General features: G+C 36.2%; 26 protein-coding genes. 6 read left to right on the top strand and 20 right to left on the bottom strand.

The window, feature by feature from the left end; genetic code table 11:
* Window positions 1-9 precede the first annotated feature (9 nt).
* The 3 genes from radA to DOK78_RS02115 all read right to left on the bottom strand — a co-directional run bounded on the left by radA (window position 10) and on the right by DOK78_RS02115 (window position 3,096).
* Window positions 10-1,380, bottom strand: a complete 1,371-nt coding sequence (gene radA, locus DOK78_RS02125; protein ID WP_207941908.1) for a DNA repair protein RadA — start codon at window positions 1,378-1,380, stop codon at window positions 10-12.
* A gap of 11 nt (window positions 1,381-1,391) precedes the next feature.
* Window positions 1,392-1,895 carry a dUTP diphosphatase gene (locus DOK78_RS02120; protein ID WP_207941907.1) on the bottom strand — a complete coding sequence of 168 codons (504 nt, stop codon included), beginning with the start codon at window positions 1,893-1,895 and terminating at the stop codon, window positions 1,392-1,394.
* Between the two features lie 223 nt (window positions 1,896-2,118).
* The gene (locus tag DOK78_RS02115) at window positions 2,119-3,096 is read right to left on the bottom strand and encodes a P1 family peptidase (protein WP_207941906.1); all 978 of its coding nucleotides are present in this window, start codon (window positions 3,094-3,096) and stop codon (window positions 2,119-2,121) included.
* 261 nt (window positions 3,097-3,357) lie between these two features.
* Here DOK78_RS02115 and proB point away from each other — a divergent pair, with 261 nt between their 5' ends.
* From proB to DOK78_RS02100, 3 genes are all read left to right on the top strand, one after another.
* On the top strand, window positions 3,358-4,158 hold the full coding sequence (gene proB, locus DOK78_RS02110; protein WP_207941905.1) for a glutamate 5-kinase: 801 nt from the start codon (window positions 3,358-3,360) through the stop codon (window positions 4,156-4,158).
* A 2-nt stretch (window positions 4,159-4,160) separates the two neighbouring features.
* Entirely contained in the window at window positions 4,161-5,405 is a 1,245-nt protein-coding gene (locus tag DOK78_RS02105; protein WP_207941904.1) for a glutamate-5-semialdehyde dehydrogenase, read from the top strand.
* Between the two features lie 73 nt (window positions 5,406-5,478).
* A complete protein-coding gene (locus tag DOK78_RS02100; protein ID WP_207941903.1) occupies window positions 5,479-5,682 on the top strand; it encodes a hypothetical protein in 204 nt (67 codons plus the stop codon).
* Between the two features lie 46 nt (window positions 5,683-5,728).
* Here DOK78_RS02100 and DOK78_RS02095 read toward each other — a convergent pair whose 3' ends face one another.
* On the bottom strand, window positions 5,729-6,421 hold the full coding sequence (locus DOK78_RS02095; protein ID WP_207941902.1) for a hypothetical protein: 693 nt from the start codon (window positions 6,419-6,421) through the stop codon (window positions 5,729-5,731).
* Between the two features lie 174 nt (window positions 6,422-6,595).
* Here DOK78_RS02095 and DOK78_RS02090 point away from each other — a divergent pair, with 174 nt between their 5' ends.
* Window positions 6,596-7,093: an FUSC family protein gene (locus tag DOK78_RS02090; protein WP_207941901.1), complete on the top strand. Its 498-nt coding sequence runs from the start codon at window positions 6,596-6,598 to the stop codon at window positions 7,091-7,093.
* Window positions 7,094-7,130: 37 nt separating this feature from the next.
* Here DOK78_RS02090 and DOK78_RS02085 read toward each other — a convergent pair whose 3' ends face one another.
* Window positions 7,131-7,949 carry a ZIP family metal transporter gene (locus DOK78_RS02085; protein ID WP_207941900.1) on the bottom strand — a complete coding sequence of 273 codons (819 nt, stop codon included), beginning with the start codon at window positions 7,947-7,949 and terminating at the stop codon, window positions 7,131-7,133.
* Between the two features lie 141 nt (window positions 7,950-8,090).
* Between DOK78_RS02085 and DOK78_RS02080 the strand changes: the two genes are divergently transcribed.
* The gene (locus DOK78_RS02080; RefSeq protein ID WP_207941899.1) at window positions 8,091-8,363 is read left to right on the top strand and encodes a hypothetical protein; all 273 of its coding nucleotides are present in this window, start codon (window positions 8,091-8,093) and stop codon (window positions 8,361-8,363) included.
* 111 nt (window positions 8,364-8,474) lie between these two features.
* On the top strand, window positions 8,475-10,097 hold the full coding sequence (locus DOK78_RS02075) for an ABC-F family ATP-binding cassette domain-containing protein (RefSeq protein ID WP_207941898.1): 1,623 nt from the start codon (window positions 8,475-8,477) through the stop codon (window positions 10,095-10,097).
* Between the two features lie 37 nt (window positions 10,098-10,134).
* Here DOK78_RS02075 and DOK78_RS02070 read toward each other — a convergent pair whose 3' ends face one another.
* The 15 genes from DOK78_RS02070 to DOK78_RS02000 form a co-directional block, all read right to left on the bottom strand.
* On the bottom strand, window positions 10,135-10,779 hold the full coding sequence (locus DOK78_RS02070; RefSeq protein ID WP_207941897.1) for a VTT domain-containing protein: 645 nt from the start codon (window positions 10,777-10,779) through the stop codon (window positions 10,135-10,137).
* Window positions 10,780-10,931: 152 nt separating this feature from the next.
* On the bottom strand, window positions 10,932-11,756 hold the full coding sequence (locus DOK78_RS02065) for a PTS system mannose/fructose/sorbose family transporter subunit IID (protein WP_207941896.1): 825 nt from the start codon (window positions 11,754-11,756) through the stop codon (window positions 10,932-10,934).
* Window positions 11,756-12,544, bottom strand: coding sequence for a PTS mannose/fructose/sorbose/N-acetylgalactosamine transporter subunit IIC (locus DOK78_RS02060; protein ID WP_207941895.1), 789 nt, complete (start codon window positions 12,542-12,544; stop codon window positions 11,756-11,758). The genes DOK78_RS02065 and DOK78_RS02060 overlap by 1 nt, the downstream gene beginning before the upstream one ends.
* Window positions 12,545-12,546: 2 nt before the next feature.
* Complete coding sequence (locus DOK78_RS02055) at window positions 12,547-13,017, bottom strand: PTS system mannose/fructose/N-acetylgalactosamine-transporter subunit IIB (RefSeq protein ID WP_207941894.1); 471 nt, start codon at window positions 13,015-13,017, stop codon at window positions 12,547-12,549.
* The gene (locus tag DOK78_RS02050; RefSeq protein WP_207941893.1) at window positions 12,998-13,432 is read right to left on the bottom strand and encodes a PTS sugar transporter subunit IIA; all 435 of its coding nucleotides are present in this window, start codon (window positions 13,430-13,432) and stop codon (window positions 12,998-13,000) included. Before DOK78_RS02050 ends, DOK78_RS02055 begins: the two co-directional genes overlap by 20 nt.
* On the bottom strand, window positions 13,429-14,514 hold the full coding sequence (locus DOK78_RS02045) for a tyrosine-protein phosphatase (RefSeq protein WP_207941892.1): 1,086 nt from the start codon (window positions 14,512-14,514) through the stop codon (window positions 13,429-13,431). Before DOK78_RS02045 ends, DOK78_RS02050 begins: the two co-directional genes overlap by 4 nt.
* Before the next feature lie 210 nt (window positions 14,515-14,724).
* Window positions 14,725-15,525, bottom strand: a complete 801-nt coding sequence (locus DOK78_RS02040) for a MurR/RpiR family transcriptional regulator (protein ID WP_207941891.1) — start codon at window positions 15,523-15,525, stop codon at window positions 14,725-14,727.
* Between the two features lie 99 nt (window positions 15,526-15,624).
* A complete protein-coding gene (locus DOK78_RS02035) occupies window positions 15,625-16,491 on the bottom strand; it encodes a DegV family protein (RefSeq protein WP_207941890.1) in 867 nt (288 codons plus the stop codon).
* An 88-nt stretch (window positions 16,492-16,579) separates the two neighbouring features.
* Window positions 16,580-17,872, bottom strand: a complete 1,293-nt coding sequence (locus tag DOK78_RS02030) for an adenylosuccinate synthase (protein WP_207941889.1) — start codon at window positions 17,870-17,872, stop codon at window positions 16,580-16,582.
* A gap of 219 nt (window positions 17,873-18,091) precedes the next feature.
* Window positions 18,092-19,057, bottom strand: coding sequence for a tagatose-bisphosphate aldolase (gene lacD / locus DOK78_RS02025; RefSeq protein WP_207941888.1), 966 nt, complete (start codon window positions 19,055-19,057; stop codon window positions 18,092-18,094).
* Window positions 19,054-20,106 carry an alcohol dehydrogenase catalytic domain-containing protein gene (locus DOK78_RS02020; RefSeq protein WP_207941887.1) on the bottom strand — a complete coding sequence of 351 codons (1,053 nt, stop codon included), beginning with the start codon at window positions 20,104-20,106 and terminating at the stop codon, window positions 19,054-19,056. The genes lacD and DOK78_RS02020 overlap by 4 nt, the downstream gene beginning before the upstream one ends.
* A gap of 4 nt (window positions 20,107-20,110) precedes the next feature.
* Entirely contained in the window at window positions 20,111-21,454 is a 1,344-nt protein-coding gene (locus DOK78_RS02015) for a PTS transporter subunit IIC (RefSeq protein WP_207941886.1), read from the bottom strand.
* A gap of 18 nt (window positions 21,455-21,472) precedes the next feature.
* Window positions 21,473-21,751, bottom strand: coding sequence for a PTS galactitol transporter subunit IIB (gatB, locus tag DOK78_RS02010; RefSeq protein WP_207941885.1), 279 nt, complete (start codon window positions 21,749-21,751; stop codon window positions 21,473-21,475).
* Between the two features lie 26 nt (window positions 21,752-21,777).
* Entirely contained in the window at window positions 21,778-22,221 is a 444-nt protein-coding gene (locus tag DOK78_RS02005) for a PTS sugar transporter subunit IIA (protein ID WP_207941884.1), read from the bottom strand.
* A complete protein-coding gene (locus tag DOK78_RS02000) occupies window positions 22,214-22,990 on the bottom strand; it encodes a DeoR/GlpR family DNA-binding transcription regulator (RefSeq protein WP_207941883.1) in 777 nt (258 codons plus the stop codon). Before DOK78_RS02000 ends, DOK78_RS02005 begins: the two co-directional genes overlap by 8 nt.
* Window positions 22,991-23,114: the final 124 nt, after the last annotated feature.

Raw genomic sequence — 23,114 nt, 5'->3', positions numbered from 1 at the left:
TTATTTTTCTTAACGAAAAACCCGTTTTAATGCTTCATCTAATGTCGCTACACCGACTACCTTAATTCCTTTAGGCGGTTCCCAATTGACTAAGTTGTTTTTGGGAACATAGACTTTTTTAAAGCCTAATTTTTGTACTTCTTTCACTCGTTGCTCAATTGCATTTACTCGGCGAATTTCACCGGTTAACCCAATTTCACCAATAAAACATTCGGTTGCTTCCGTTCCTTTTTCTTTATAACTCGAAGCAATACTAATCGCAATCGCTAAATCAATGGCTGGTTCGTTTAATTTCACACCACCAGCTGCTTTTAAATAAGCATCTTGATTTTGTAACAACAATCCGGCACGTTTTTCCAAAACTGCCATAATCAGCGAGACACGATTAAAATCGAGGCCGGTAGTAGTTCGTTTGGCATTTCCAAACATCGTAGGAGTCACCAAGGCTTGAATTTCTACTAAAATCGGACGACTGCCTTCCATGGCAACGACAATTGCTGAACCTGTCGCGCCTGCTAAACGTTCTTCAAGAAAAACTTGTGAGGGATTAGCGACTTCTTCCAATCCACCTTCACGCATTTCAAAAATACCAATTTCATTCGTTGAACCAAACCGATTTTTGACTGCTCTTAAAATACGGAAGCTCTGGTGTTGTTCCCCTTCAAAATACAACACGGTATCCACCATATGCTCCAACATTCTTGGACCGGCAATCGATCCTTCTTTCGTCACATGACCAACGATAAAAATCGCAATGCCGTTTGTTTTGGCAATCTTTAACAGTTCTGCAGTGGTTTCACGCACTTGGCTGACGCTTCCTGCAACGCTACTAATATCTGGTTGAGTCATTGTTTGAATCGAATCGATAATTACATAATCGGGTTCTAAACTTTCAATCGCTCGGCTAATATCGTGCATATCTGTTTCTGCATATAAATAAAATTCATTATCCACCACGCCTAAACGTTGCGCACGCATTTTAATTTGTTCGGCACTTTCTTCGCCCGAAACATACAACACTTTCCCACCTGTTGCGGCAAGTTGCTGTGAGACTTGTAATAATAGTGTCGATTTACCAATCCCTGGATCACCACCAAGTAAGACCATTGAACCAGGAACGACACCGCCACCTAACACGCGATTTAATTCACCTAGTTGCGTTTGCACACGAGGTTCTTTTTTGGGAATAACATCCGCTAATTTCGTCGGTTGCATTTTTTGCCCAGTTAATGTCGTACGTGTACGACGATCAGACGTATCTTGAATTTTTTCTTCTACCATTGAATTCCAGCTACCGCATTGCGGACATTTTCCTAAATAACGAGGAGAAATATAGCCACAGTGCTGACATTCAAATTGGGTTTTTGCTTTTTTTGCCATCTTGTCCTCCTTTATTTATCAGAAGAACCAAACCCGCCTGTACGTTCCCCAATTGTTTCGTCTTGATCGGCTTTTAAAAATGGTAAGAAAATCCCTTGACCAATTCGTTCACCTTTTTTAATCGTGACATCACGTAAACCAAAATTCGTAAATTGGAACATGATATGGCCTTCATTTGCTTCATTATTATAATAATCGCTATCAATCACGCCTACCCCATTACTTAAAACTAAGAAACGTTTCAACGGATTGCTAGAGCGATTGGCTAATTGTAAAAATTCTTCATCGCCCATGTAAGCTTTAATCCCTGTCGGTACTAATACCGGTTTGATTTTCTTTTCAACTGCTTGATTGTTCCCAATGCTACGTGAGAAAAATTGTTTCCAAATGCTCGGAATCACGACATCTGCAGCAGCTTCAAAATCATAACCTGCTGCATGATTGGTTGCTCTTATAGGTAAATTGATTGCTTGTCCTTCAAAACTTGTTACACGTTCAAATCCTCGTTTTTTCATCATAAACCTCCAATAAATACTATGCCTATTTTAACATAAGTTCGCATAAAAATTGAAAGTTAATGGTCTAGATATTAGCTTACTCAAAAAATACGAAGAAAGTTTGTTTCTTCTGTTGAGAAAATTTAAAATTATTGGACATTTCTCGCCTAAGTATGGCAGCACACGAAATAAGATGAATGAAAGGGTGCTTTCATTCATCTTATTTCTACTATAAAGTTACTTAAATCAACTGTAAAAACTCAGTATCGGAAAGGGTGGTGTTTTCGATTGCCTTTAAGATGGCTTCTGAAAGTACATTCGCTGCTAACGTACCAACAATATTCAAATCCGCCGCCACTTCTCCTAGTGAAAAGGTGTAAATTGCATCGCCGTCTGCCATCGTGTTGACTGGTCGCACGGAACGAGCCAAACCAGTTCGCGCTATGGCAGCAATTCGATTCATTTCAGGTGCTGAAAATTTTCCATTCGTAAAAATTGCTGCTAACGTAGTATTAGCGCCGTTGGTTAATGCTTGTTGCGCTTGAATCATGAGTTCATCTGTTGGCAAAAAATCGCTGCGGTTGGGTGTCACTACTCCTGCTACTTTCTCTCCCGTTTGATAGTTAAAAATATCGCCAACTGCATTAACAACAACCATGGCGCCAATTTTCAGTTCTCCCACTTGAACCGCAAAATAACCAATGCCCGCTTTTTGACTTTGCTGCATGCCACATAGTTTTCCAACTGTTGCACCAGTTCCCGCACCAACATTTCCAGAAAGTGGTTCTTCAGCCTTTTCAGCCGCAACACAAGCCGCATAGCCCATGTCAGCATCAGGACGGATTTTAGAATTTCCCATATTTAAATCAAAAATACACGATTGAACGACTAAAGGAACCACGGCATCCACTACCGTATAGCCTACGTTGCTCTCTTCCAAATAACGCATAACCCCATCTGAAGCGGCTAATCCATAAGCAGAACCACCTGAAAAAACTAGTGCATTGATTGATTTATCATCTGTTAATGGTGATAATAAATGAGCTTCACGGCTTGCCGGCCCACCGCCACAAATATCTAAACCTGCTGTATTCTTCGCTAACAAGGCAACAGAGACTCCCGTCATGCCGTCTTGATTCTCAACTTGACCAAAACGCACGCCTTCAATGGTACTGATAGGAATAATTTTCCAGCTAAGACTTTTTGTATTTTTTTCCATAATTTGCTCCTGCTTTCCTCCAATTTTTTTAGATGTTTTTGCCATGACTAATTATTTAGTTTAATTGTAAGCAACTTTTCTTTATTTCGCTAGCGATATTTTGTAGAATTGCTCCTAACCAATATTTTGGTATAATTTTTAGCAAAGGATTTTTCCTCTCACATTTACTCTCAATTTTTCTGAATTTTGAAAGAATTTACATGACGAAATACCTTTTTGCTAGTACAATAGAAGCACTATATAAACTAAAAGAGGTAGCTTATGCGAAAAAATTTATACAAAGCCGAACGTATCGTCATTAAAATTGGAACCAGTTCCTTAATCTACCCCAATGGCAATATTAATTTAGCTGGTATCGATGAATTGGCTTTTGCATTAACAGATTTAAGAAATCGTGGGAAAGAAGTCATCTTAGTTTCTTCTGGTGCTGTTGGTGTGGGGATGAATAAATTAAATATGAATCGTCGTCCTGCATCGATTCCTGAACAACAAGCAGTCGCAGCAGTCGGACAAGCTGAGTTAATGTCGATTTACGGTCAACGCTTTGGAACTTACAGCCAACAAACAGCGCAAGTTTTATTAACTCGAGATGTAATTGAATTTCCTGAGAGTCGCAAAAACGTCGTGAATACCTTGGATCAATTGCTAAAAATGGGCATTATTCCGATTATTAATGAAAATGATACGGTCGCTGTCGATGAATTAGACCATACCACAAAATTTGGTGACAATGACCAACTTTCAGCCATCGTATTGCAATTAATTGATGCGGATTTATTAATTATGCTGTCAGACATTAATGGCTTTTATTCAGATAATCCCGCTACGAATAAAGAAGCGAAATTATATTCTCGCGTAACTGAAATCAATGATGATTTATATTCTCGTGCAGGTGGAAAAGGCAGTCAATATGGCACAGGTGGCATGTATAGTAAACTAAAAGCTGCGCAACGCGTCTTGGAAAATCATAGCGCGATGGTTTTAGCCAATGGCAAACGTCCAAAAGTTATTTTTGATATCGTCAATGGAGAAGAGATTGGAACATTCTTTAAGGAGGAATGAATATGACAGATTTACACACATTAGGGCAACAAGCAAAAGAAAGTGCGTATCAACTCGGTTTATTAGATACTGCCACAAAAAATCAATTGTTGGAAAAAATGGCAGATGCACTTGAAGCAAATATTTCTGTGATTTTAGAAGCCAACGAGCAAGATTTAGCAAAATCAGATGATTATGGCATCAAAGAAACCATGAAAGATCGTTTGCGTCTAACAGAAGAACGGATTAAAGATATGGCAGACGGCATGCGCCAAGTCGTGCAATTACCAGATCCAATTGGTGAAGTGGAAAAAATGTGGAAAAATGCAGATGGTTTAATGATTGGACGCCAACGCGTTCCTTTAGGTGTTATCGGAATTATTTATGAATCACGACCAAATGTGACCACCGATGCAGCTAGTCTATGTTTTAAAACAGGGAATGCCGTTATTTTACGTGGGGGTAAAGAAGCCTTCTATTCAAATCAAATTTTAGTGAAAATTTTACAAGACACACTAATCGCAAATGATTTTTCTCCTTACGCGATTCAATTCATTGATGATACGTCACATGCAGTCGCAAATGAATTGATGCGCTTAACTGATTATTTGGATGTTTTAATTCCTCGTGGGGGCGCTGGTTTAATTCAACGTGTCAAAGAAACTGCGACTGTTCCTGTAATTGAAACTGGGACAGGGAATAATCATGTCTATGTCGATAAAGATGCACAATTACAAATGGCATTAGATATTACTGTTAATGCTAAGGTGCAACGTCCTTCTGTCTGCAATGCGATTGAAACCTTATTAGTTCATCAAGATGTGGCGGAATTTTTCTTACCAAAATTAGTAGAGACATTAGATGGCCAAGTGGAATTGCGCGGCGATGCCCGTGCGCAACAGTTCTTGCCAAATGCAGCATTAGCGACAGAAGAAGATTGGGCAACTGAATATTTAGATTATATTCTTGCCGTGAAAATTGTCGATTCGATTGAAGAAGCAATTGCGCATATTAATCAATATAATACGAAACATTCTGAAGCAATCGTTACTGACAATTACTTCGCTTCCCAAAAATTCTTAAAAGAAGTTGACGCAGCTGCGGTTTATGTAAATGCTTCTACTCGATTTACAGATGGGTTTGTCTTTGGCTTCGGTGCAGAGATTGGAATTTCTACCCAGAAGCTTCATGCGCGTGGACCAATGGGCTTACCAGAACTAACCTCAACGAAATACATTGTCTATGGAGATGGTCAAATTCGCGGATAATCCTTCTTAAGACGGATGTTTTTCCTGCTTCTTTTTGATAAATTAAGTACAAGAAGAAAAACAGGAGGAAAAAATGATGAATAATTCGACAGTGGCAAATATTATTAAGTTAGTGGTTGGTTTGATTATCGCAAGTTTCGCTATTAAGATTCTTTTATCCTTAGTAGGTGGCTTGTTCTATGTAGCGTTTAAATTTGGTATTCCTTTATTAATCGCCTTCTTCATTGTCCGTTGGTTAACCGGATCTAGAAGAAGCCATAACCGTCGATCTTACTAATAACATTCAGATAAAAAACAGCTGACTTTTTGAAAAGCCAGCTGTTTTATTTTTTCTTTTTAAAAAAGAATGATTTTTTGGGAACTACTGTTTTAGGTGTTTTTTCTGCTAGTAATTTTTTGCTTTGATTCACCACATAATCGTTCACATAATACAATTGAATGATACTACCTGCTTTGACATATTTATGAAACAAATCCAATTTAGGGTCGGAATCGACGACAATATTTTCATGTGTATACGCATATTTTTTGTGTGGCGTAGCTAGTTTTAAGACAGGTTTTAACCCCACATTTAGTAAAAAATCTTTGGCTTCATCCACATGCATACCAATCATATCTGGCAATTCACGTTGCCGTGATTCTGAAATGACTTGTTCATTGACATAATACAGCTTAATTAATGAGCCAATTTTCGCTGTTTTTCCTTTAGGTGCAATGGCGACCACTTCGCCATCTATTTTATTTTGATATTTTTTATTAGGTTGGACTAAAACTTCTTGTGTAATAAATCCTAGTTTCTCCAAAATATCTTTCGCCCGTGTAACATGCAATTCAATGACTTCTGGAACATCTCTGTATAATTTTTTATTTTCACGTCGGCTATCTAACTCTTTGGAAATAATTGGTGCTGTCTCTTCAATTGTTTTATTAATTAATTCTGTAGAATCAGGAATAATTCGTAAGACTTTTCCTACTGGTCCGAGAAGTTTCCCAATACGACCTGTTTGTTTTCCCATCTTCCTTCCTCCTATTAAGAAAATCCGTTCTCATTGTTATTATATCAAAGAATAGCTAAGACAACACTTGAGACACGTTTCCATTGTCTTGATTAGAAGTTTAGTTTTCATTTTATCTTCAGGAAATTTATTGCTATACTACCAATTATCTAACAAACAACGGAGGAAGTTTTTTTGAAAATCGGGTTACGCACTATCAAAACTGGACTAAGTGTCTTTATTTGTATCTTAATTAGTATTATTTTTCATCGAGAAACGTATGTAGTAGCTGCACTTACGGCAATTTTTACTTTACGCGAGGACATGATTAATACCTTAAAATTTGGCAAACATCGCGTAGTTGGCAATACTTTTGGTGCCATGTTTTCCATTGTTGCGATTTTTCTTTTTAAATTATTTGGCGATGGGAAAGAAATCCAACTGATCATTATGCCGTTATTAATTATTTTTATGATTTCTCTGCTGTCTCATTTCGGTTATCAAGAAGGAACAGTCGGTGCATGTGCCACACTCTTAACAATTTTGTTTATGATTCCAGAAACAGAATCGTATCACTATGCGTTTGCTCGCGTAGTAGATAGTTTTATCGGAATGTTTGTAGCAATCGGTGTAAATCAGTTATTACCCAATCGAAAAATGCTAAAAGACTTGGAAAAACAGTTAAAAAACTGAATTCCAAGTCTTTTTTTCGACCCTGTTAAGCATTTTTTTATCCCAACGCCACATCTAAAATCATCATAATGACAAAACCTAACATCGTCCCAAATACGCCAAAATGACGTCTAGTAGGTGATGAAAGTTGGGCCTCTGGAATTAGTTCTTCGACAACGACATAAATCATTGCACCGGCCGCAAAAGCTAACGCATAAGGCAAAATCATCGTCATTTTGGTCACTAATAACGCACCAATCACCCCAGCAATCGGTTCAACCAATCCTGATGCTTGCCCATGAAAAAAAGCTTTGGTTCGACTTAACCCTTCTTGTTGTAAAGGAATCGAAACTGCCGCTCCTTCTGGGAAATTTTGAATTCCAATTCCGATAGCCACTGACATAGCAGCTAAAACTGCTGCTCGAGGGTCACTCGCGTTGGCGGCTGCACCAAACGCTACACCGACAGCTAATCCTTCTGGAATATTGTGCAGTGTAATTGAGAAAACCAACAAAATAGTTCGCTTAAAATGACTCGGTATGCCTTCTGGTTGCTCATTTTGTCCAAAATGTAAATGCGGTAAAATTTTATCAGCGACATATAGAAAAATACCACCTAAACCAAAGCCAATACTCACAACTAACCATGGAATATCGCCATTTTCTGTTGCTCGCTCAATCGCTGGATCTAATAACGACCAAAAACTTGCTGCAATCATTACGCCCGAAGCAAAACCTAACATCGTACTTAATACGTTGCGGTTAATACTTTTAAAGAAAAAAACCAATGCGGCACCTAATGCTGTCATAAAATAAGTAAATCCTGTGCCTACTAATGCTTGTTGCCAAGGTTGTAAACTTACTAACCAATCGACCATTTTTTTCCTCCACTATTTTTAATCAATGATATCGCTTTTATTTTAAGGTTAACCAAAAGAAATATCAAGGAAAGGGGGTAAAATACTTGATTATCTTCAATAACAAAACCTGCTATACTAATAAAAAAAGAGGAAAATGTTATGTTGCGAAAAATAGTGACTGTTGGGTTAGCAGTTTTAGTTATTGCAGTTGTTTGGATTCCTATGACACGAACATTTCTCGTCGGATCGGCATTCGGTGATTGGTTCGCAATTATTCTGTCACTCATCTCTGGTGTCATTTCAATCGTTTCTTATAAGAAAGAAAAATCACCGATTCATCTCACCACCTTGATTATTAGTTTCAGTCCACTGATTTTTATTGTCCTGTTTTTTCTATTAATTTTATTTAAACTCATTCCGTTTGCGCCTTGAAAAAATCCATGAAATCGTGAATTCCAACGCAATACCTTGAAACTTTTGACTATCACCGATATAATGCTAGGAGACCTTGGTCTAGAATACATGTAAAAGTGAGGAAAAGAATTGATTACAGTAAGTGATGTTAGTTTGCATTTTTCAGATCGCAAACTTTTTGATGATGTGAATATTAAGTTTACACCCGGAAATTGCTATGGTTTGATCGGTGCAAATGGTGCTGGTAAATCAACCTTTTTAAAAATATTATCCGGAGAAATCCAACCGTCAACAGGAAATGTTGCCTTAGGTCCTGATGAACGTATGGCTGTTTTAAAACAAAATCACTTTGATTTTGAAGAATACACAGTCATTGAAACAGTCATTATGGGACATAAACGACTATATGATGTAATGAAAGAAAAAGATGCCATTTATATGAAAGAAGATTTTAGTGATGAAGATGGTATCAAGGCTGCTGAATTAGAAGGTGAATTTGCTGAATTAAATGGTTGGGAAGCTGAACCAGAAGCTGCTGTTTTGCTTCAAGGATTAAATATCCCAGAAGAATTACACCAACTACACATGAGCGAATTAACTGCTGGACAAAAAGTGAAAGTCTTATTAGCACAAGCTTTATTTGGTCAACCAGACGTTCTATTACTAGACGAGCCGACCAATGGATTAGATATTCAATCAATTGCTTGGTTAGAAGAATTTTTAATTAACTTTGAAAATACAGTTATTGTCGTTTCTCATGACCGTCACTTCTTAAATAAAGTATGTACGCATATGGCTGATTTAGATTTTGGTAAAATTAAATTATATGTCGGAAATTACGATTTCTGGTTAGAATCAAGTCAATTAGCTGCGAAATTACAGTCACAATCAAATGCCAAAAAAGAAGAACAAATCAAAGAATTACAAGAATTTATCGCACGATTTTCTGCGAATGCATCAAAATCAAAACAAGCAACTTCTCGTAAGAAAATGTTAGATAAAATTACCTTAGATGACATCCAACCTTCTTCTCGTCGTTACCCATTCGTTGGTTTCAAACCAGAACGTGAAATCGGCAATGACTTGTTACAAGTAGAAAATGTTAGTGTGACAATCGATGGGAAAAAAATCTTGGATAACATCTCATTTACCTTAAATAAAGACGATAAAGTAGCTTTTGTTGCTAATAATGATATTACGACAACTACATTATTTAAAGTGATTATGGGCGAATTAACACCTGATACAGGAAGTGTTCGTTGGGGTGTCACAACAAGTCAATCGTACTTACCAAAAGATCCTAGTGCTGAGTTTGATAATAACTTGACTATCTTAGACTGGTTACGCCAATATGCCAGCAAAGAAGAAGATGACAATACATTCTTACGTAGTTTCTTAGGAAGAATGTTGTTCTCTGGTGATGAAGTCTTGAAAAAAGTCAACGTCCTATCTGGAGGCGAAAAAGTGCGTTGTATGTTATCAAAAAATATGCTTTCAAAAGCTAACGTTTTAGTTTTAGATGATCCAACCAACCATTTAGACTTAGAATCAATTTCTGCTTTGAATGAAGGTTTAATGGCGTTTACTGGCTCATTATTATTTGCTTCACATGACCATCAATTTATTCAAACTTTGGCTAACCGCATTATTGTGGTATCTGCTAATGGAATTGTGGATCGTGCAGAAACAACGTATGATGAATTCTTAGAAAATGCTGATTTACAAAAACGTGTCGCTGCATTATATGAATAAAAAAAGGGTTAGTGAATACGATATTCACTAACCTTTTTTATTGTGCTTGTCTTCTAGTTTGCCAACCTTTTGCCATCGAAATTAGCATAGGTAGTAAAGAAACAAAAATAATTCCTAACATAATCATTGAAAAATGCGCATTGATAAAAGGAATGTTTCCTAAGAAAAATCCTGCCAATGTGGCTAATAACACCCAACAACACCCACTAATCACATTATAAAACATAAACGTACTGCGATTCATCTTAGTTGAACCAGCAATAAATGGTACGAATGTTCGAATAAATGGTAAAAATCGACCGATGAAAATGGTATATTTTCCCTTCTCATTAAAGAATTCTTCCGCTTTTTGCAGTTCTTCCGCTTTGATAAAACGTGATAATTTTCCTTCATATAAGGCATGTGTTCCAAAGCGACGACCCAAACTATAGTTAATCGTATTTCCTAAAATTGATGCTACAATACAAGTTATCAAAATCAAAGGTAAACTCAAGCTATTACTGATTGCAGCTAAAGCTCCTCCTGCAAACAACAAAGAATCGCCCGGTAAAAATGGAAAGACCACCAAACCAGTTTCAATGAATAAAATAGCAAATAATAACGGATAAATTCCTGCACCATATTGTTGTACTAAATATAGTAAGTGTTCATCCACATGTAAAATAAAATCAATAATAATCATTTTTTCCCATCCATCTTTTCTTAGTATAGTTTTCACTGTTTTTTATCATACCATTTTTACCAAAAAAGAGCAGATGAAAAGACAAATCGTAAGAAATAATCAAAAAAATCTGTTCTAAACACTCGAAAAGTGCAATAGAACAGATTTTTTGGTTATAAAATGCCGAAGTATTTCAAGAAAACAGTAATGACCATTATACATAGAATAATCGTAGCTGCATGTTTTCCATTTGTTTTTTTCAAAATACGATACACAATAAATGTAACCAATAGACTTAAAACGGATGGCATAATTTTATCTAGCATATCTTGTACAGCAATAACGTTCTCCCCAACTTCACCGGTTACACTCGAACCTACTGAAATTTCAAGGGGGGTCGCAACCTTAATAACAGAAGCAATTAAGGACCCTACCACCATCAAACCAACAACATTTGCCATAGATGAAATTCGTTGAATAATGTTACTATCTTGATTTTCATTTAAAAATTGAATGCCTTTTTTATATCCATAGATAACTGCGTAATAACGACCTACCATGTTGACGATATTATACATGATAAACATAAAAATAGGTCCGATAATACTCCCACTCAAAGCAAATGAAGCACCAATACTTCCTACAATCGGAACCCAAGTAAATTTCACTAAGCTATCACCTAGTCCAGCTAAAGGACCCATCAACCCTGTTTTTAAAGGATTAATCCCTTCTTTTTCGTCTGGGCCAGTAGATTCTTCCATTGCTGCAGTTAGACCTAAAATAGCTGCATCGCCATTTACATGTGAATTATAGAACACAGTATGACGAATCATTGCTTCTCGCAATTCTTCTTTATCAGGATAAATTTTCTCTAAAGCCGGCGCAATTGCTCGCATAAAACCTACACCTTGAAGCGTCTCATAATTTAAAGGAATACGCATGGTGTTTAAACGCATAAACATTACCCAAAGATCTTTTTTTGTCAGTTTTTGCTCCATTATAAATCATACTCCTCTTCCTCTAAATTGGATGAAACAGCTTGAACGACTTGTGGTTTTTGAATGGCTAAATCATAAATATAAGCAATAACGAGTGCAATTAACGTAATTGGCAAAACATCTAGATTGATATACGATGCCAAAACAAAGCCTAAAATCAAAAACAACCACATCTCTACTTTTTTAATCATAGACATCATTAATAGCGCAATACCAACAGCTGGAATAATCTTACCTGCTGTTCCTAAACCACTAATAATAAATTCCGGTAATAAATCAATCACTTTTTGAATTGCACCTGCCCCAAATTGTAAAGCAATAAATGTTGGTAAAGCTCTGGCAACTCCTGTCAAAATTGCTGGAGGATATATTAGCCATTTGGTTCCTTTTACATCAGCATTATCTGCTAAACGCTGTGCCCAACCATTTAATGAGACATTGACTGTTTCAATTAATACCAATAATTGTTGCGCTAACAAAGCGGTTGGTACAGCTAAAGTTACCGCAGTAGCAACTGTAGTTTCTAAATTTCCATCTCCACGACTCATAATGGCTAAAGAGGTACTAATTAATGTACCAGTGATAATATCTGGTGCCATATAGGCGCCCACATTTCCAATTCCCATCCACATAATTTCTAATGTAGCACCAATCGCTAATCCAGCTTGAACATCCCCCAAAATAAAGCCAATAATTGGCGCTAATAAAAGTGGTCGACGAAATAATTTTGTACTCACATCGTCAATCCCAACGAAAAAAGCAAAAACTGTAATAATAAACGTTGTCATTTTTACAGCACCTCTTTCATTTTGATAATACTTTCACTTGGTACCATCTGAATTTCAATATCCATACCTTTAGCTAACATTCGTTCAAAAGATTCTCTTTCTGTTGGCGTCAATGAAACAGCTTTGGTCAACTTCGCTCTTTCCGCATTGCCTCTCATGCCCCCAACATTTAATTTGGGAATCTCATAACCAGCGTTTACCAAAGTTTCAACGTCAAATGGTGACGCAAATAAAAGCATGGTATTACGACTAATTGGGTTTTTTTGAATGATATTTAAAAATTTTTCTGGTGGAAAGATATGCAATTTAATGGTTGGTGGTGCACTCATTTTTAATACATTTGCTTGAATTTTATCGTTGGCGACTGTTTCATTTACGATAATCACTTGCTCAATTTGGTGAACATTTACCCAGGTTGTTACAACTTGACCATGAATCAAACGATCATCAATTCTACAAAATTTCACACTCATCTTCATCTTCTCCTTTTTTAAATAGCTCCGTTACATTATTAAAACCTGCATGATATGAATTTTCTAAAGAAGTCGCAATCTCTACTAAGCTTCGCTCCCGATTGGTTAATAAATCTAATAACAAAGGTAAATTCAACCCACTTAAAACTAAAACGCTTTCATCTGTTAAAACAAAACGACCACTAACATTAGAAGGCGTTCCTCCTAAAATGTCTACTAAAATAACTGTTCCTTGACTTCTATCTAAGTGATTTAATTCATTCTGCATCTCTTGAATAGCATCTTGTAAAGTATCGTCCATCCCAACAGTTACAACCCCACAATTTTCTTGAGTGCCGACGATCATTTCGGCACTTTTTAAAGCATATTTAGCAAATTCCCCATGGCTAGCTACAACTACAGCGACTTGTGTCATTTGTTCATTCCCTCCTCTAAATAAAACTCTCGCATTGTATCAATTTGTTCTTGTGTCAAACCAAAATGCTGAATGAAATAATCCGTTGTTGTTGGATATAACTCTTTGATACGCTCAATACTTGCTCGAATAAATTCTTCTCTGGTTTCAATCATTGCCATTAAATACGCAAGATAGTCTTCATTTTTTGTCAGTTCTTGATAAAGTTCATATTTTAATTGGTTTCTATCTTTACGAATAATCCCAGTTAAAATATAATCATTCACAATTTCTTCTTCTTTGACACCTAGTAATAAAAGTAAAAACATTGATCCTAAACCAGTTCGATCTTTTCCTCCACGACAATGATGAACTAAAGGTGCATTTGCTACGTCGGCACATGTCTGTAAAAATTTCTTATATGCTTCTTTAGCTGGTTCAGAAGTAATTAAAAATTGATAGTCCTCGATAACATTTTCACCTTTACCGTTAATGTATTTTGATTCTATTTTTCCCTCTTCTAATTGGCGGACAAGTTTAACATTTTCTTCATTCAGATCAACCGCATTGGCTGCCGCTTCCGAAAAACTTGATTGAGGATCACAATGAACAGTTTGAATAACGGTCGCAATTTGTTTATTCGGATTAACAGTTCTTTCGTGTTCGGAACGATAATCAACAATTGTTTTCAAATTCATTTTTTCTAATAATCGTCTGTCAGTTTCATCTAACTTAGATAACTGATCGCCTCTGAACAATAATCCCCAACGAGTCACGCGACCATCTGTTGTTTGATAGCCTCCTAAATCACGAAAATTAATCGCTTGCTTTAATTGAATAACTCTTTCTGAAAAGATGTTTGTTTCAAAATCTTCTCCTTTAATAACAAAGTAGTATGGCCCTTCATCGACAGGAAGCGTCACACGAAACATACTGTTTTTACTTTCTCCAATTTTTTTATTGATAGCTTCTAAATGTGGACGATTTCCTGAAAATAATTGATAAGTGTTCTCCTTGGCATTGTCCATTGAAATAAATAATTGCTCTTCCTCACGTTTTATAGTGACATTCGGAATTGTATATGGTTGTACGTAAACGCTCACAAAATACCCCTTTCTTAATTACCTTTATTTTCCTTTCTAAGGACATCATACATTCTGAAAATAATTATTGCAATATAAAATATCGGTAATAATTTTCAAATTTATTGCCTTTTCTTTAGAAAATAATTTAAAAATTAGTTTCTGCTTATTTTCACACAAAAAAAAGACTGAAAATAATTTTCTTTATTTTCAGCCTTTTTTTATTTTTTTTTAAATATCTCCAATTGATTCCCTCGTTTTAAACATCTTTTCTCTAAACTCAGCATTTTTAAGTAAATAAGTGGTAATAACATCAATTAAATAAATATTTGAGAATTGAGAATTAGTAAATTTTTCATTATCAATAAATCTTGTATTGTATACATGAAAAACTAAATCACTTAATTCTGCAATGGGATTTTCCGAATAGCTAGTAATCGAAACGACGATAGCGCCTTGTGCTTTAGCTATTTCAACCGTTTCTAAAATTGATTCGGTCGTTCCTGAATTAGAAATAGCAATGTATAAATCTCCTTCTTCTGCAATGCTTGCATGCATCAACATCCATAAAGGATCCGTATAACTAATAGCATATAAACCCATTCGCATCAAACGAACTCGAAAAATATCTGCGGTTACGCCTGAATTACTGGCGCCAATGACAATAATTCTTTTCGCTTGATTCAGCAACTCTACCAACTCTTCAATTTGATCCGTATCAATTAAACGTTGCGTATTTTTAATAACATTTTGATAATAAACAAATACTTCATCAACAATTCCATGTGATTCATAAATTTCTTGCGTTTCATTTTGTGCATTGATATGAAATTTCATGTCCGCATAACTTTTACAATCAATTTTTTTAACAAATCTAGTGACTGAAGCATTAGAAGTGCCCGTGTTTTTCGCTAACTCTGCAATATTCATATTTTTTATTTGATGGCTAAAACGTAAAATATAATCAGCAATTTTTCGTTCTTGTTTGGAAAAATTCAAATAATTTTTTTGTATTATCATTAACACATCCATTTTGTTAGCTCCTTTTAACTTAAAAACATATACAGTCATATTATTACTATCAAAGTAAATAGCAAGTGTTATGAATCATAACAAATGAACGATAATCCATTATCTTGAATTTTTGCCCATCGAAAACAATGCAAAACAACCGTATCCAGTATGACTAGCAATGGTTGGACCAAGCGAATATCGTGTAATCGGCACATGCGGATACTTTGCTTTTAATTCTTTAAATATTTGCTGCGCAGTTTCTTGATCACCGCTATGCGCAAAATATAGTTGATTCACAATCGTCAAATCCAAATCGTGAGCAGTCTCCGCAATTATTTTCTGAATGGCTTTATTGCGCCCACGGATTTTATCAACATTTTGTAACTTACCTTCTGTGTCTACTGTGATAATCGGTTTAACATGCAATAAGCCTCCGATTGTAGCTGCGGCTTTCGAAATACGCCCACCTTTTTCAAGATGTTTTAAATCGTTCACCATCACCCAAGAACGCAAATTCATTTTATATGTTTCTAACCACTCAACAATTTCTTCTAATGATTTTCCTGCTTTTTGTAAGCGCGCTGCTTCCATCACTAGCATCCCTTCACCTAAGCTAGCAGCTTTCGTGTCAACACAATAAATAAGTGCTTGCGGATATTCTTCTTTCAATAACTCTACAGCTTGTAAGGCACTACTGTAGGAACCACTGAGACCTGAAGAAAAACCGATATATAAAATAGGGACATTATTTTCCACATGCGGACGAAAATATTCCATATAACGTCCAATGTTGATTTGTGAGGTGGTTGGTTGTTTATTTTCTTGTAAACTTTTTAAAAATCCATCATAATCAAATGTTTGACCTAAATCATCGACGTACTCTTTTCCATCGAGTGTTAAAATCATTGGAATATACGCAACATCTGCCTGATCGAGGATTTCTGCGGGTAAATCACAACACGCATCAGTAATAATTTGAAACATCTCTTTCCCCTCCTGACCTAGTACTATTATTATACCAAAAGAAAAAAGATTCATCAGAAAATGTGTTTTCTGATGAATCTTTGATTAATTAAATTTGAGACCAAACACTTTCTAAAATGTTCGTTTGGTTACGATCTGGACCTACTGAGAACGTAGAGATACGTACACCAACTAATTCAGAAATACGACGAACATAGTTACGCGCATTTTCTGGTAATTCAGCTAATGATTTACAGCCAGTAATATCTTCTGACCAACCTGGTAATTCTTCGTATACTGGTTTACAACGATTTAATTCTTTTAAGCTTGCTGGATAATGATAAATTAATTCACCATCTAATTCATAAGCCGTACAAATTTTCACTGTTTCTAAACCACTCAATACGTCAATTGAGTTTAATGATAAGTTGGTAATTCCTGATACGCGACGAGAGTGACGCATCACGACTGAGTCAAACCAACCTACACGGCGTGGACGACCAGTTGTTGTTCCATATTCACGACCAACTTTACGAATCGTTTCGCCGACTTCATCAAACAATTCAGTTGGAAATGGACCATCACCTACACGAGAAGTGTATGCTTTACAAACACCAACCACTTTATCAATTTTAGAAGGACCTACACCACTACCGATAGTTACACCACCGGCAACTGGGTTGGAAGATGTAACAAATGGGTATGTTCCTTGGTCAATATCTAACATAACACCTTGAGCACCTTCGAATAAAACACGTTTGCCTTCATCCAATGCATCATTTAAAATAACCGAAGTGTCAGTTACATATTGTTTAATTTGTTGTCCATATTCATAATATTCTTCAAAAATATCATCAAATTCAATTGGTTCTGAATCAAACATTTTAACGAATTGACGATTTTTTTCTTCTAAATTAATACGTAAACGTTCTTCAAAAATTTCTTTATCTAACAAATCAGCCACACGGATACCGACACGAGCAGCTTTATCCATGTAAGCTGGTCCGATACCTTTAATTGTTGTTCCAATCTTGTTATCGCCTTTTGCATCTTCTTGCAATTGATCCAATTTGATATGGTAAGGCAAGATGACATGTGCACGATCTGAGATACGTAGATTTTCTGTGCTAACTTCATGATCTTTTAAATAAGCTAATTCTTTTACTAGAGATTTCGGGTTGACTACAACACCATTTCCGATCACGCTAATTTTTTCTTTATAGAAAATTCCAGATGGGATTAAGTGCAATTTGTATGTGACACCATCGAATTTGATTGTGTGACCTGCATTATCTCCACCTTGATAACGAGCGATGACTTCTGCATTTTCACTTAGGAAATCGGTGATCTTCCCTTTTCCTTCATCGCCCCATTGCGTACCTACAACTACCACTGATGACATATGAATACCTCTTTCTTTATTTAGTGCATTCCTAAATTATTGTAACAAGTTTTGAAAGTAATTTCAATAAAAATCGAATATTCACATACTTTTAATTATTAAAAAAAGAAAAATACGAACATTTATATTATAAAAATGATTTTTTTTAAAAAAACACGAACTTATCAGACGATATTTACGAAAAAAACTATCAACCATACGATTGATAGTTTTCCTTTTTTAGTATTTAACAGGGGTTGCTGTTTCAGCTAAGACGGCATTCAATTCATCCACATTTTGTTTCCCTTGAGTACGTAGCCAGTTAATCGCGGCTTCTTCTCCATCTCGAATGAAAACTTCTACGCCATCTGCCCAAGTTGCCCGACCACATAAGACACCATTAAAGGTTGAACCGGCAGCTTTAGCAAAACGTAACGTCTCACGGAATAAGGCTGCTGAAACGCCGGCACTTAAAAAGATAAAAGGTAATTCGGTCGCAGCTGATTGTTCTGCATAATATTTTGCTGCCTCATCTTTTGAATAAACCACTTCCTCTGTAGCATAGCCCTCAACAAAATTCATATTCACTGGTACTTCAACCTTCAAGACATCAACATGATAGTTTTCATCTGAAAAAATCTTCATCATATCGTTGACTTTATGCGGTTTAACTTTTGCATACTCCGCACTATTCGCATCTAAACCAGTAGCATCATACGAAACTAATTCTAAGAAAAAAGGTAACTCTTCTGCTACACATTCTGAGCCTAAACGTTCAATAAACGCATGCTTCTGTTCATTAATCTCCTCTGCTTCATCGACATCATAATACAACAAGAATTTACACGCATCAGCACCCGCTTCTTTTAAGCGACGTACTGACCATACATCTAAAATATCTGGTAATCTTCCTGGAACAGTTGCATCATAACCCGTTTTCTCGTATGCTAATAATAAGCCACTTTCTGGATCTTTCTGTTTGGCCGCAGGTAATCCGTATTCGGGGTCTAGTAATATGGAAGATGTGTAGGGTGTTAATTCTTTTGAGACTAAAGTTTTAAATTCTATAATGTCTTCCGAAGTGGCTTCTTCTTTATACTTCGTAATCATTTTTTTCATCGCACCGCGTTGATCGATGGCTAACGCTGCAATCACTCGCTGGTCATTTAACGTCTTACGTAATCGCTTATCTTTCAATTCACTCACTCAACTTCTCCTCCAATTTCATATAATACTTTGACTTCTTTTGACTCTTTTTCGCGCATTTTTTCAAAAGGAATCGCTTGATCTTCTAAGGAATAAATCCCGGTAATTAACGGTAACGTATCAATCTCACCTGTCGCTAAGTAGCGTAAAGCCGCATGCCATTCAAAACCTGGAAATGGTGCTGAATAAGACATCCATGAACCCGTTAATTCTAATTCACGACGTAAAATTAATTCAAATTCTTCTGCTTCAAATTTTACAGGGCGCGTACAAGTTCCAACAAAAACAACTTTTGCTTGGCGATCAGCATATTTAATTGCTTGCACTTGGGTAAGATGATTTCCCGCAGTTTCAAAAACGACCGAAGCTAGTCCGTTTTCTTTAAAATGTTGCTCTAAATCTGTTGTTAATGGATTGACGACGATATCTGCGCCAATTTGTTTTGCTAATGCTAATTTTTGTTCGTTTAAATCAATCACGGTAATTTCACCAACGCCACGTGCACGTAATGCTAACACGGTCATTAAACCAATCGTGCCTGCACCTAGAACTAACGTTTTATCACCGGATTTTGTTCGAATTCGTTCAATTCCATGAATTGCTACGGTCAGTGGTTCAATGGTAGCCGCGATTTTTAAAGCCAATTCTTTCGGAACGACTAGACAGTTTTCTACAGGAGCAATCACGTATTCAGCCATCGCACCTTGTTGTCTTGATCCAATAAAACTATAATTTGGACATAGTTGTGGACGACCACTACGGCATTGTTCACATTCATTACAGGGAACTAATGGCGCAACTGCTACACGTGTGCCTTTTTTCAATTGTACACCTTCACCAACTTCAGCAATAGTTCCTGAAAATTCATGTCCTAAGATTTGTGGAAATTGATGCACGCCACCGTCGAAATACCTTGGTAAATCAGACCCGCAAACGCCAACATAGGCAACTTTTATGAGTACTTCCCCTTTTTGTGGTGTGGGAATAGCTAAGTCTTGTAGCTCAAATTTTTCAACACCTGTTACTGCTAATGCTTTCACTTTTTTCACCTTCCTACGCTTCTTCTTCTACATACAATTTTCCTTGTTTGTATTTGGCATATGTGTATGCCACACAGAAACCGTAAAGAACAACGATTACAAAGAAACCAACACCCATTTCCAACGTGATACCTTTAGCTAATAGATAAGTGATTGGTGATCCTGCTTGGTCCATTGAAGAAATTTGTTCACCAGCTTTTGTCAAACCAACTTGTTGACCTAACGCTTGTTGAACAGGTGCCATTTGATTAGCAATCCATAACGTCATCGTCATAATAGCAGTACCTGAAAATAGCGTACGGAAAATGTTTCCTTTATGAACACCGACTGCAATTGCTACAAAGAAACCAATTGTTGCTAAATCGCCAAATGGTAAGATATTGTTGCCAGGAAGTAAGACTGCAATCAAAATAGTTAATGGTACAAATAACATAGAAGCTGCAACAACAGCTGGATCACCCAACATTAAAGCACAGTCCAAACCAATTCGAAAATCACTCCCAGAAAAGCGCTTGTCTAACATCGAACGAGCTGCTTCTGATATTGGAATTAAGCCTTCCATAATCAATTTTACAACCATCGGCATCAAGACCATAACCCCAGCCATTTGTACAGCTAATGTAGCAGCTTGACCAATTGGATATTTCGCTAACAACCCAATGACAAAACCTAAAATTGCGCCTACGACAGTCGGTTGTCCAAAAACACCGAGACGTTCTTCAATTTTTTCTGGTGTTAAGGTAACTTTGTTCAAACCAGGAATTCGCTCGATTAAGTCATCAATTGGTTTAGCAATGACACCCATATAAGCAGATGTTCCATGAGGCATCGCAATTCCTTCTAATCCAAAATATTCATCTGTTACGGGGGTAAAAATATCTCCTAGTTTGTAAATAACCGCCGCATGAACAATAACACCAACAATTCCCCAAACATAACTTCCTGTAGCGACCTGCACCATAGCTCCAGTAAAAGCAATATGCCAAATATTCCAGATGTCAACGTTTACAACTTTTGTCATCTTAGTAATTAACATCAGAATATTGACACCAATCGCAATTGGAATTGCAATTAACCCCATACTTGATGCCCAAGCCATTGGTGCTGTTCCAGGCCAACCCAGGTCGATAACGTTTAAACCTAAGTTATAATTATCTGCCATTGATTTTGCAGCATCCCCTAAGTTCTGTGTCATTAAACTAATAACTAAGTTAATACCAACAAATCCAATTCCAACCGTTAAACCAGAACGAAGTGATTTACCAATTCCTTGTTTGAGTAACAGCCCAATAATGAAAATGATTAAAGGCAACATAACTGTTGGGCCTAAATCAACGATATACTGAATGACTCCCACAAAAATTCCTCCTCTTTATTATTTTAGAACGTCTAAAATTTGTTGTTCTAATTTGTCAATGCCAATTCCTGAAATGAAAGCAACCCCATGAATTGTTGGTACGCCAAAGTCTTTTTTCACTTTTGCAGTGGTAACAATTAAATCTGCGCCATCTTTTTCTGCTTCTAGTTCAGTGATTCGGGTTTGTTTAACCTCACCATCAATTCCGTTAGCTTTTAATAATTCACGAATGCGATTTGCAGCGACCGTTGATGTTGCAATTGCTCCACCACATGCGACAATAATTCTTTTTTTCATTCTTTTTTCCTCCTAAAAAACTTATTTTATAAATGCGTATTCACAACAGTCTCGAATTCTTCCAGACTTTTTGCTGCTAAGGACTTTTCAACCAATTCGCCACCTTGAATTTTTTCAATCAGGTTTTGTAATTGAGCTAAATGTGTGGCACCTTCCCCAAGTACTAGCATAAAAAATACTTTAGGCAAGACTATATCTTCTTCATCTCCTCCCATCTCATTGAATGCCACTTCATGTTGATTGACGATACACAAAATCGTATCATTTTTTACAAACGTACCATCCGTATGCGGAATTGCCACGGGCGGTACTGTTGGTAATCCAGTCGGAAAATCTTTCTCGCGTGTATTTAACGCCGCTTCAAATTCAGGAGACACATAGCCATTTGCAACCAAATAATTGGTCGCAGTTTTAAATAACTCCTCTTTCGTTTTAAAATCCGTATTGAATAAAAATTCTTTTTTAATCATGGCTGTCGTTCCCTTCTGTTTTAATAATTTCGATAGTTTGTTTCAAAAATTCTTCTTCAACTTCTGAGTCTTTGACATCTGTCGTAATGACAATATCTAAATCTTCTAAATCAGATGTTTTATAGAGCGCTGATTTTCCAAATTTGGTTTCATCTGCTAATAAAATCACCGTTTTACTATGGTGTAACATCGCTTTAGAAATTTCGATTTCACCCATATGATAATTGGTCACTCCTGATTTAATGTCGATACCAGCACATCCGAAAAATCCTAAATCGACAAAAATTTCTTTGGCATTATTTAATCCAAATGTACCAAAAAGCGAATCTTCATTTTTTCGAACATTGCCACCTAAAATAATTAATTGAATGCCAGAAGAACGAATCAATAAATTTACAATCGGAATACTATTGGTGACTACTGTTAAATCTTCAAAGTCCACCAGTTTTTTTGCCAAAGCGTATGAACTTGTTCCGTAATCTAAGTAAATAGTGTCACCTGGTTCAATAAATTGATAGGCACGTTCAGCAATCTTTTCTTTTTTCTCTTCATGTTCTGCTCGACGACGCTCATAATCCGTTTCTGTATTTGCTTCGTCTAAAACTGCTCCACCATAGGTTTTTTTCAATAATCCTTCTTCTTCCATCTCCATAATGTCTTTTCGGACAGTTTCGCGTGATACGCGTAATTGTTTACTTAAATCAAGAATACGCACGGATTTTTTTTCTCTTAAAATGGTTAAAATTTGTTCTTTACGATTGTCTGCCATAACTTACACCGTCCTTTGTAATCGTTACCATCATATTACCATATTTTTTGCAACTTGCAACATTTTTATTTTGCATTTTGCAAAATTATTTAATTTTTGCAAAATAATTGCCAAATAAATAGTA

Origin of the sequence: Enterococcus sp. DIV2402 (assembly GCF_017426705.2) — a bacterium.
Taxonomy (GTDB): Bacteria; Bacillota; Bacilli; order Lactobacillales; family Enterococcaceae; genus Enterococcus_F; species Enterococcus_F lowellii.
This window is presented reverse-complemented; position numbering and strand designations above follow the sequence as displayed.